The sequence below is a fragment of the Exiguobacterium sp. UBA6282 genome (genome assembly GCF_002440475.1).
GTDB lineage: Bacteria > Bacillota > Bacilli > Exiguobacteriales > Exiguobacteriaceae > Exiguobacterium_A.
On the sequence record NZ_DJUM01000020.1, the window covers coordinates 83,451 to 94,150 of the forward strand.

Sequence of the window (10,700 nt, forward strand, 5' to 3'; positions counted from 1 at the left end):
AAAACTTCAATACCCTTTAAGACTAGCAAAAGTACCTGTGTTGACGCAAGTCAAGACCCTCGGATTTACTCGACTTCTTGCGGAGCAAAAACAGAGACGCCTCCGCCCGGAACCGGGAAGACACCAAATCCTTCTTCGTCAATCACGACTGGATGATCTTGATGGTTTGTATAGTCGAACCATTCTTGACCCGCACGCTCTTCACCGACGAACATGCGTTTCTCGCACATGTCGGCGTTCGAAAGCAACACGGCACAACCTGAGTTCTCGATTTCATCGACACCAAGACGAACCCAGCCTACACAGTGCGGGTCATCAAGATAATCCTGTTGTTCTCCGTATGCTTTATGATAGCGCGTATAGAGCAGGGCATTGATCATCTCTTTTTTTCCTTCGACAGGGGTCGGTCCTTGGACGCCATAGTAATCCCCGTAAAAGACACATGGATATCCGTCCTTACGTAACAAGATCGCTGCATAGGCATGTTGCTTGAACCAGTCATCCACCCATGATTCTAGCGACTCGCCAGGCTGTGAATCGTGATTGTCGACGAACGTCACGGCATTCGTCGGATGCGACTCGACGAGCGTATCCGCAAACAATGTCGTTAAATCAAATTTTTCTCCCTGCTTGGAAGCTTCATGGAATTTATAATGAAGCGGAACATCAAACAAATCAATCGTGTAGTCGACACTGTCTAGGAAATGACGGCAATCGTCGAGATCTGACTTCCAAAACTCGCCGACCATGTAAAAATCGCCTTCGCTGCTTTCCATCATCGATTTCGCGAATTCACGGACAAATTCATAGTTGATATGCTTGATTGCATCAAGACGGAAGCCTTGGCAATCGATCGTGTCCTTGAACCAGTGTCCCCAACGGATCATTTCTTCCCGTACCGTCGGATGATTGTAGTCGATGTTTGCAAACATGAGGTAATCATAATTGCCGAACTCATCATCTACTTGGTTGTTCCAATCTTTATTATTTCCGGAAATCTTAAAGATCCCTGTTTTTTCTTCGCGCGCGTCAAAATCCGTTCCATTGAAGAATTCGTGTGTCCAGACGAAATCCGAATACTTTCCATTACGACCTGGGAAAGTAAACTTCGTCCACGCATCGATTTCAAACTCTTCTGAAATTTCTTTCGATCGGTCTTCTGGATTGACTTCCACTACTTTAATCGTTTCGAGTTCGTCTGCTGCAGCTTTATGGTTCATGACAACATCCGCATAAACAGCGATATCGTTCTCATGGGCAACTTCGATTGCTTCGACCAGTTCATCCTTTGTGCCATATTTCGTCCGGACCGTTCCTTTTTGATCGAACTCGCCTAAGTCATAGACATCATAGATGCCGTATCCTGTATCTTCATCCGACTGACCTTTCGATGCTGGGGGAATCCACACGGACGTGATGCCAGCAGCACGCAATTCAGGCGCTCGTTCTTTCAAACGTTGCCAGTGCTTTCCATCATTCTCTACATGCCACTCGAAAAACTGCATCATCGTATGGTTACGTTCCATCTCTCTTCGCTCTCCCTTAGTTACTATAGTATGAATATTATTACAATACCTTTACTATTCCCCGAGCGAACAAAAATAAACGCTTCCCGTTTGCAACGAGAAGCGTTCAACCAAATGGACCCTGCAGGACTCGAACCTGCGACCGGACGGTTATGAGCCGTCAGCTCTAACCAGCTGAGCTAAGGGTCCTTAAGTAATAGTAGCGGCGGAGGGAGTCGAACCCACGACCTCACGGGTATGAACCGTACGCTCTAGCCAGCTGAGCTACACCGCCATGATGTATGTTTCTTACTCTTATTAGATTACGAGATGTGACGAAACTTGTCAATATGCTATTTCAAAAAAATAAACAGCTGATTTCATTTTTTTCGAAATCAGCTGTTTTAAAATAAGTCTACGCTTAGTTCATTAATGCTGTCCGCTGTTCAAGGACGAGATCCGTGATGTTCACAGCGTGATCGCCGATTCGTTCAAGGTTTGAAAGTAAGTCGACGAAGATCATTCCCGCTTGTCCTGTACATTCACCAGCATTCACGCGAAGTACATGCTGTTTACGGAATGAACGTTCGAATGCATCAAGTTTCCCTTCAAGTTCAAGAACTTTTCGTGCCCGCGTGACATCGTCTTCTTCGACGGCGCGAATCGCACAAGCGACGATTTCTTGTGTCAGGACATACATCTCATCAAGCTCTCGCTTCGCAGATGTGGTGAACTGAATCCGGTTGACGATCTGGAAGTCGATTAATTCAACGATATTCTCAACATGATCACCAATCCGCTCAAAGTCATTGACGGCGTGCATCAATAACGAATGATCGTTTGATTCACGTTCTGATAAATCATGTGCTGCTATTTTAACGAGATAACTCGTCACTTCTGTATTCAGGTAGTTGATCGCATATTCAATCTGCTCGGATTCTGAAACATCTTTTTTATCATGCGATTGCGTGTAACGGTGTGCTTTTGCAAGTGCGTCTTTTGAGAATTCACCCATACGCAAAACTTCAAGTTTCGCTTGGTTTAAGGCAAGCGCAGAAGATTGATTTAAGATGTTTTGATCGAGATGACGCGGTTTTGAATCGATCGTCGTATCCGTACCTGGTACGATTTTTTGAACGAGCCATGCGATTTGTGCGATGAACCAACATTGAATCAATGTGTTGACGACATTGAACGTTCCGTGTGCAAAAGCAATTTGCATTTTCGGTTCTAAACCAAGCGCATCTGTAATCCATGCGATGAAGCTTGAGAACACTGGTAATGCAATCAAGAACAAAATTGTTCCGATGATATTGAAGATGACGTGTGCGGCGGCTGTCCGTTTGGCTGCGATCGACGCACCAAGTGCTGCAAGTACTGCCGTAATCGTTGTTCCAATGTTATCACCGAACAAGACCGGTAGTGCCGCTTTGATATCGATCATGTCACCAGCATACAACTCCTGTAAGATACCAATCGTCGCAGATGACGACTGAACAAGAACTGTAAAGATAGTTCCGACGAATACACCAAGCAATGGGTTATCCGACATCGAGACAGTCAACTCTCGGAACCAGGCACTTGATTCGAGCGGAGCCATCCCGTCCCCCATCAATGTGAGACCGTAAAACAATGCACCGAAACCAAAGAAAATCTGTCCGATATACTGAACACGTTCTTTATTGAAGAAGAAGATCAAGAAAGCACCAATGGCGATTGCCGGAAGTGCCGCTTCTTTAACATTGAACCCGATGATAAAGGCCGTGATCGTCGTACCGATGTTCGCTCCCATGACGACACCAATTGCTTGTCGTAAATTCATCAGACCTGCACTCACGAGTCCGACGACGATGACAGTCGTACCGGATGACGATTGAATCAATATCGTGACGACGATACCTGCTAAGATACCTAATAGTGGATTCGTCGTATACTTATCGAGGATATAACGTAATCGGTCTCCCGCTGTTTTTTGGAGACCATCTCCCATATACTTAATACCGAAAAGGAAAATCCCAAGTCCACCGATGAAGGTAAAAATCATTTCCTGCAAATCATAGTTCATCTTGCCAGCTCCTTTATTTGATGTGGATTGATGTGTTTGTAAAGTTTATTTTTTCGACCCCCCTATTATGTAAAGGTCTAATGAACTTGTAAACAGTTTTCCCGATATCCAATTGTTAAGGTTTTATTAATCTGTACCACTACAATAATTCCTTTATTTATGAACAAATAGACAAACCAAAAAATCTGTTATAAAACAATGGAAAGAGTGATATTCTTGTCTTTTTTACGTCAACTCATTAATTACTTACAAACTTCATTAATTCCAAACCGCTCGTTTTTACGACTTCGTCTATCAGATGTTTCTTTGTATTTCTGTGGATTGGCTTGGATTTCACTATGGACGACGATCATCGATTCCTTCTTTTTACAAAAAAATATTCCAATCGTGATTTGGTTCGTTCTCCACTTCATCTTCATCGCTATTGCGGTCTTACTGTATTTGCTCTTGATGGCATATCTGACGAAAGGATTCGTTCGTCTGTTACTCCCCCGTCCATGGGCATATCGTCAGACGTTCCCTTATACGGTTGCAACGAATCTATGGACCTTCCCCCTTGGCATGTTTCTTTACCAATTGGGGCATCATCAAATAGGAGTTGCTTTACTCATCCTCGGGCACTTCATTTACACGTTGGTGCCATTATGGATTGCCCGTTCCCCGAAACCTCGCGCGTCACGTAAATCTCGATGAGTATCAAAATCAGGCGTCCGACGGATTGACGGACGCCTTACTTTCATTAAACAATTGTAAATGTTCGATTTTCGTTCTTGTTTCTCGATTTTTAGGGAATAGTTCGATATGATAGAAAAGGTAAACATAAACAATATGGCGGTATGCCACAAAAGGAGATTTTCGATATGCCGAAAATGGTCCATCGCTCTAAGACTCGTCCCGTTCGTGTAGGGGACCTTGTCATTGGTGGAAATAATGAAGTCATCATCCAAAGTATGACGACAACTAAAACACACGACGTCGAAGCGACAGTCGCTGAAATCCTACGTCTTGAAGAAGCTGGTTGCCAAATCGTCCGCGTCGCTTGTCCAGAAGAACGTGATGCGCTCGCACTTGCAGAAATCAAAAGCCGAATCAACATCCCGCTTGTCGTAGACATCCACTTCAACTATAAACTCGCGCTCATGGCGATCGAAGCTGGCGTCGATAAAATCCGGATCAACCCAGGTAATATCGGTCGCCGCGAAAAAGTCGAAGCCGTCGTGACAGCAGCAAAAGCGAAAAACATCCCAATCCGTATTGGGGTAAACGCTGGTTCACTCGAAAAGCACATTCTCGAAAAATACGGTTATCCAACAGCACGTGGTATGGTCGAAAGTGCCTTGCACCACATCAAGATCCTTGAAGACCTCGACTTCCATGACATCATCGTTTCATTGAAAGCATCAGACGTACAGTTGGCGCTTGAAGCATATCAACTTGCTTCTGAATCGTTTGACTATCCACTTCACGTAGGGATTACGGAATCGGGTCCACTTCGTTCTGGTTCATTAAAATCAGCAGCAGGACTTGGAGCGATCCTCTCACGCGGAATCGGAAATACGGTTCGTGTATCTCTTTCAGCGGACCCTGTCGAAGAAGTAAAAGTCGCAAAAGAAGTCTTGAAATCATTTGGTCTCGCAGCCAACGCTGCGACATTGATCTCATGTCCAACATGTGGTCGGATCGAAATCGATTTGATGTCGATCGCTGCAGAAATCGAAGACTATATCGAAAATATCCAAGCGAACATCAAAGTTGCTGTTCTTGGTTGTGCAGTCAACGGTCCTGGTGAAGCACGTGAAGCCGATATCGGTATCGCCGGCGCTCGTAACGAAGGATTGTTGTTCCGCCACGGAGAAATCATTCGTAAAGTACCAGAAGCAACAATGGTCGAAGAATTGAAAAAAGAGATCGATGCCATCGTCCTCGAAAAACAGGCTGAAAAAGAAGCCGAAAAAGCAAATCACGTATAAGATAGGGGCTCCTCTTTCATGAGGAGTCTTTTTTCGTATCTCGATTTCGACTATGTTATACTAAGTGAAGAAAAATTCTTAGAACGTGGGTGACTGTAAATGAAAATTGGAATCGACATCGATGGAACAATCACACATCCATCCTCTTGCTTCACTTACATGAATAAACATCTCGGAACGTCGATTGACTTCAATCAGGCGTCTGAATATGAATTGCATACGTATACGGATATGAATCAAATCGAATTTTGGGACTACATGGTGAACTCCGGTCACGAGTCAGGAATTTATCGTGAGTCCATCCCTCAAGAACATGTTCGCCACCACTTATGGAATTTGCGGAAGCAATATGATCTCCATTACGTGACAGCACGATCGGAACTCGTTCGTCCTGTAACTGAAGAGTGGATCAAACAACATGAACTTCCTCTTGATTCCTTAATCATGACGGGATCACACGACAAAGTACAAGTCGTCCGTGATTTATCACTCGATTTGTTTATGGAAGATCGATTAGAGAATGCTGTGCAGATTGCAGAAGATACATTCATCCCTGTGATTTTGTTCGACGCACCTTATAACCGTAAAGCCGTACCGAATAATGTTATTCGTGTCGCTTCATGGAATGAGGCTGTTCAAGAGATTCAAAAATTTGCACCGATTCGTTAAAACAGCCGATTAGGCTGTTTTTTCCGTTTTTCATGTTATTGAACTCTGAGATATCTTACAATGATTTTCGTTTTAAATTTTAAAATAGGAAGTGCTTCATGATGCTTGCTACAGTGAATATCTTTTTTATTAATATTTGTATTATTTTTCTCGTTTCTACGTTCGCCTTTTATCTGCTTCGTGATCGTTTACCGATTCAACCCGACTCGATGATATCTACTCGGCTGTATTTTGGTTTTGCTAATGGGATCACCGGTATTCTTCTTATGCATCATGCGATCGATTTAAACGGCGCACTGATTGATTTGCGTTTATTACCCCTCGCTTTATCCGCTTTATTCGGTGGTAACATCAGTATCACAGTGACGGGATTAATGCTTTTGATTTATCGTTTTTTAATCGATAATGGCGATTCTATAAATGCCTTACTTAGTTCTGTCATGACGCTACTCGGTTTTTTGATGCTGTCATTTATTTGTCGTCGGTTCATTACACGGCAAGGATATTTTTTTACCGCCATCGTGACAGTCGGTTCTCTACTTGTTCTTTGGCGACTGATTACGAGTAATTCCCCTGTAGATGCCTGGAGGACGATTTATATTCCTTATTTCATCTTAACGATTGGCGGAGCCTTTTTGTTTTATCGTTTGTCACTACTCCTGCAACAACATTTTGTTCTTTACTCTTATCAATCCTATCTCGCTTCGACCGATCAATTAACAAGGCTTGCGAATCGACATGTCATTTTGGAAAAGGTCACGACGCTTGAAAAAAACAGAGCTTCTTGGGGCGTCATCTTGTTTGACTTAGATCACTTCAAGAGTGTGAATGACACACATGGTCACGCCGGCGGCGACGCCGTCTTGCGCCATTTTTCGATTGTATTGAATGAACATTGTCCCGCACCTATCACGGTTGGTCGATATGGCGGTGAAGAGTTCATCGTCATCATTCCAGATTGTGACCTTTACGAACCTATTCATTTAGCAGAAACAATCGTGGCAGCCGTTCAACAAACGCCATTTGTCATGCAGGATCACGCTGTATCGATCACGGTATCTGCTGGAATTGCTTACGCTCATCATCAACCCGCTGAAATGGTCTTCAAGCAAGCAGATATTGCTTTGTATGAAGCAAAAACACAAGGTCGAAATCAATATCGACTGTACCAATCATAAATACTGTATGAAAAAGCCACTTCTCTCCGAAAGGTTCGGACTGAAGTGGCTTTTTAGGTATTAATGAATCGTTCCTTCATTCGATTTTTGTAGTAGACAGATGATTTCTTCGAGTGGTACCGGTTTAGCGAAGAAGTAGCCTTGGAACAAATGAATCCCGATTTCTTTGGCAATGCGTACTTCTTCTCCCGTCTCTACCCCCTCGACGATACATTCGACATGCATCGACTGACTCAATTGAAAAATCGACTCAAGGATCGATTGTCGTTTCTCTGATGCTCCGATTTGTTCAATGAATTGCTTTGGAATCTTTAATTGACGTAACGGTAATAAACGTTCGAGGACGTGATACGAGGCATGACCAGTCCCGAAATCATCAAGAGAAACTGGAAAATCGAGTGTTTTGATGCGCTTGAGCGCTCGATGAATCGATTGACTCTCAAAATCAAGCGACTGACTTTCCGTGATCTCGATCTTAATCTGTTGCGGCTTTAGTGCATACTTGAGTAGCGTTCGTTCAATGAATGGCATGAATGACTCACTCGTCAATTGTCGTGGCGATACGTTAACCGATAAGGTAAATTCATCCGGAACGAGACCGATCAATGCTTTACGCGTCTTACACCCCTCCTCAAAAATCCATTCTCCTAGACGAATCATCAAGTCACTTTTTTCAGCAATCGGGATGAAGACGGATGGTCGATCAGCTCCTTGCAACGAGGTCTTCCAGCGAACCAATGCTTCAAGACCAATGAATTGTTCTGATCGAACATCGTACTGCAATTGATAGACGAGGTGAAAGTCCGTTTCAATATTAGCCTGTGCTAATGATTGTGCTGCTTTGACTCGCAATTCTTGATCCTTTCGCCAGGCTTGGTCAATGCACATCACACGTTCATTTTGTTGAGCGGCTTCCTGTAGCGCAGTCAATAACTGCTGTACTCGACGCTTCCGATTGTCCGTCGCCCCTTCTCCATTATCGATGACGATGGATATGTTGACGTAGACATGATGCCCTTCGATTTCGTAAGGTATGGAAATTTCTTGACTCAATTTTTCCATCGCTTCCTTACATGCCACCTTGTCCGGCTTTTTCATGACGATCAATAACGTTCCTGCTTCGATTCGAGCAAACGCTTGATAAGGAGGTAGTTTTCGCTTGAGCCGTTCAATACATGCTCGTAACACTTGTGACTGAATGTCTTCTCCAAAATACCGTGCCAACTCATAATAATTTTCTAAATGAATCCCGACAAAAATGAGCTGTTTTTCAGGTCTTGGGAAATCGACTTCGTTCAATCCTTGACGATTCAAAACACCTGTTTCTTCGTCACAGCGTGCCGTATCGTGTAGTTGTATCGCCAAATCATTCAAACGATTTAAATTACGGATATGCAAGTGATTGATGACAAGGGCGATGGAAACACCAATTATAATCATGCCAATTCGTCCATAATGATCAGTCGGATCAATTTTCACCGTCACGTTATCGGCATTCCACATGACGTAAAAACTAGTTGCGATGGCAATGATGATGGCGTACCACATCATGATTCGTTGATACGAAATCAAAGCGATCATTAAAAACAAAAAACTGCTAGCCCAAACGGTGACCGCCGCATAAGGTAAAAAACTAATCGAAGTGATTGGAACAACGAGCAACATCAAGGACAATAAGTGGGTTTGCAACACCACGTCCATCTTACGACGACTGATATAAAAAATAAAAATCCCCATGAGGACTAAAAATGAAATAATGACAGAACGACTTAAATATGCATTCTTTATCGTCTCTTCCGTCGTCGTATAAATGATTAAAGCGCCAACAAGCATCATGAAAAGGGCAAAATTTCCGATCCACCATTGTTGTTTCCGAACAATGTCCTCCATGTATTTCCCTCCTTTCCATTAGTTTTTTCGTATATAGGTTTCGACATCGCTTGATGATACTCCTATCGTATCGAATGTGTCAATTCTTTCCTAAAAAGAAAAGTCTTCCCTCATACATGTCGTGGAAGACTTTTCTCTAACATTTATTGTCCTATAAACCAAATCGTCCTAACTCTTCGATGACATCCGTTGCTAACAAACTACTTGGATGTAATCGTCGTTCAACTTGTTTTGAAGCACACGCATACCACTCCGCTCCTAGCGCTAGCGTTTTTTCGACATCTCCTGATGGATGTTGCGCAAGGAGACTCGTTAAAATTCCAAACAAGGTATCCCCGCTTCCTCCCTTTGCGAGACCACTCGATGCACCAGAGATGACAAACCCACCTCCATTTGGTTTAGCGATTAAAATGACATGGGATTTCAAAACGACAGTTACTTGATGCAAGACGGCATACTCAGTTGCTTGACCGAATAGATCATCTTGAATACATGCAACAGTCTGATTCGTCATCCGAGCGAATTCGCCAATATGCGGTGTGACGATGATCGGCGCGGTTCGTTCTGGGTAACTTTCTTTTATTAGTGCTCCGGCATCTAATACTACCGGTAAATCACTCTCAAGTAGATGATCCACCCATGTTTCGGCTACTTCTTGCGATAAACCAGGACCGATTCCAACTGCTGATATGGAAGATAGCACGTTCTGAATCGCCGGTAACGTCTGGTCCACGACCATCGCTTCCGGTGCTTGGACGACGATCCCCTGTTTCGCAAGTGACGTCGTCGCGACTTGTAGTTTACCGACTCCCGTTCTTAGGGCTGCCCGTGTCGCAAGTTGAATGGATCCCGGCATCGTGTCACTTCCTCCAATCAATAATGCCGTTCCGTATGTCCCCTTGTGACCGTATGGTTCCCGCTTAAACAAGGAAGCCAGATCCTTCGGTGAGACGCGCCATTCACCAAAAGCCGGTAATCCGATATCTAGCGTTTCTGATTCTCCATAAAACGGTGCCGTCCGTATCAAAAAGGTAGATCGTTTCATCGCATGCAATTGAAATGTCGCATCTGCTCGAATCGCTATCTCTTTGAATCCTATAGTATGGTCCGTTGGCACACCGCTCGGTACATCTATTGCATAGATGCGTGCTCCTTGCTGCTTTTGTTCCGATACGAATGTACACTGCGCCTCGAATTCCGGATTAATCCGACCTGGATCAAATCCAGTACCGTATAAGGCATCCAAAATGACATCATATCGACCACATGGTTTTTCGGCTACAAGTCCGAACGCTTCTGCATAATGAGTATGAATCGTTGCAATATCCGAACGACTCTTTCCAAACGGAGTGAATAGCGTGACATCGAATCCGTCACGTATCAGTTCGCGACCAATGACATAACCATCCCCACCATTATTGCC

General features: G+C 43.8%; 8 protein-coding genes and 2 tRNA genes. 4 read left to right on the top strand and 6 right to left on the bottom strand.

Annotated elements, in window-relative coordinates; all coding sequences use genetic code 11:
* Window positions 1–65: 65 nt before the first annotated feature.
* From B2751_RS05430 to B2751_RS05445, 4 genes are all read right to left on the bottom strand, one after another.
* Window positions 66–1,526 carry an alpha-amylase gene (locus tag B2751_RS05430; protein WP_035409168.1) on the bottom strand — a complete coding sequence of 487 codons (1,461 nt, stop codon included), beginning with the start codon at window positions 1,524–1,526 and terminating at the stop codon, window positions 66–68.
* A 115-nt stretch (window positions 1,527–1,641) separates the two neighbouring features.
* Window positions 1,642–1,715: transfer RNA gene (locus B2751_RS05435), tRNA-Ile, on the bottom strand.
* A gap of 11 nt (window positions 1,716–1,726) precedes the next feature.
* Window positions 1,727–1,800, bottom strand: a tRNA-Met gene (locus B2751_RS05440).
* 126 nt (window positions 1,801–1,926) lie between these two features.
* A complete protein-coding gene (locus tag B2751_RS05445) occupies window positions 1,927–3,570 on the bottom strand; it encodes a Na/Pi cotransporter family protein (RefSeq protein WP_035409170.1) in 1,644 nt (547 codons plus the stop codon).
* A gap of 207 nt (window positions 3,571–3,777) precedes the next feature.
* Between B2751_RS05445 and B2751_RS05450 the strand changes: the two genes are divergently transcribed.
* The 4 genes from B2751_RS05450 to B2751_RS05465 all read left to right on the top strand — a co-directional run bounded on the left by B2751_RS05450 (window position 3,778) and on the right by B2751_RS05465 (window position 7,387).
* Complete coding sequence (locus B2751_RS05450) at window positions 3,778–4,263, top strand: hypothetical protein (protein ID WP_290773615.1); 486 nt, start codon at window positions 3,778–3,780, stop codon at window positions 4,261–4,263.
* 167 nt (window positions 4,264–4,430) lie between these two features.
* Entirely contained in the window at window positions 4,431–5,540 is a 1,110-nt protein-coding gene (ispG, locus tag B2751_RS05455) for a flavodoxin-dependent (E)-4-hydroxy-3-methylbut-2-enyl-diphosphate synthase (RefSeq protein ID WP_035409173.1), read from the top strand.
* Between the two features lie 99 nt (window positions 5,541–5,639).
* Window positions 5,640–6,209 (top strand): 5' nucleotidase, NT5C type, encoded by a 570-nt coding sequence (locus B2751_RS05460; RefSeq protein ID WP_231496878.1) that lies wholly within the window; start codon window positions 5,640–5,642, stop codon window positions 6,207–6,209.
* Between the two features lie 98 nt (window positions 6,210–6,307).
* Window positions 6,308–7,387, top strand: coding sequence for a GGDEF domain-containing protein (locus tag B2751_RS05465; RefSeq protein WP_290773403.1), 1,080 nt, complete (start codon window positions 6,308–6,310; stop codon window positions 7,385–7,387).
* 60 nt (window positions 7,388–7,447) lie between these two features.
* Here B2751_RS05465 and B2751_RS05470 read toward each other — a convergent pair whose 3' ends face one another.
* Together B2751_RS05470 and B2751_RS05475 are read right to left on the bottom strand one after the other, a co-directional pair.
* On the bottom strand, window positions 7,448–9,277 hold the full coding sequence (locus B2751_RS05470) for a bifunctional diguanylate cyclase/phosphodiesterase (RefSeq protein ID WP_290773406.1): 1,830 nt from the start codon (window positions 9,275–9,277) through the stop codon (window positions 7,448–7,450).
* A 151-nt stretch (window positions 9,278–9,428) separates the two neighbouring features.
* Window positions 9,429–10,700: NAD(P)H-hydrate dehydratase (locus tag B2751_RS05475; RefSeq protein ID WP_290773408.1), on the bottom strand; the 1,272-nt coding region annotated here is incomplete at its 5' end.